At 35.9% G+C, this 582-nt stretch carries 1 protein-coding gene; it reads right to left on the bottom strand.

What is annotated here, in order from left to right:
* The coding region (locus NUW87_RS11520; protein WP_269028667.1) for a hypothetical protein at positions 1-582 on the bottom strand (582 nt) is incomplete at both ends.

Raw genomic sequence — 582 nt, forward strand, 5'->3', positions numbered from 1 at the left:
ACTTTTGTTGACAAATCCACGATTATTTCCATATCTTCTATTTACACCATTCATGTTTCTTGCGTAGTTGTTCCTTTCATTGATTCTGCAATTAATTGCCTTATGTCCAAAATTTTTGCAAGTATAACAATGACCAAGAAAGAAATTTTGATACCTGGGAGTAAGTGACCTTCTTTGTGACGTAGTCCATCTGGGTTCATGATCTATTCTTCTGTAGTTTCCTTCATACTGATTGAAGCTTCTTTGATTTCTGAAGGTAGGAGGTCTTCTTGGATATTCATCTCTTTTGTAATCATTCCTTCTTTCTGGTATCCTGGTCCACTTCTCATCAACTGTCTGTGTAGCTCTTTCTTCAACCTGCTTGTTGGTATTTGCATCTTTTTTGTATGAAGTTTCACCCATGCATCCAAGATGTGTTAAGTCTTTTGGCACTTGAGAGTTTCTTAAGCTCTTCCTCAATGAGACAACTTCTTGTTCAAGTTTCTTACAATCTTCTTCTTTCTTCATCATTTGGACATTCCTTACTTCTCCTATTCTTCTTTCTTCTTCAAGTAGAGTTTTCAAGGAAATGGTTTCTTCTCT

It is taken from the genome of Corynebacterium pilbarense (assembly GCF_026930265.1).
GTDB classification, from domain to species: domain Bacteria; phylum Actinomycetota; class Actinomycetes; order Mycobacteriales; family Mycobacteriaceae; genus Corynebacterium; species Corynebacterium pilbarense.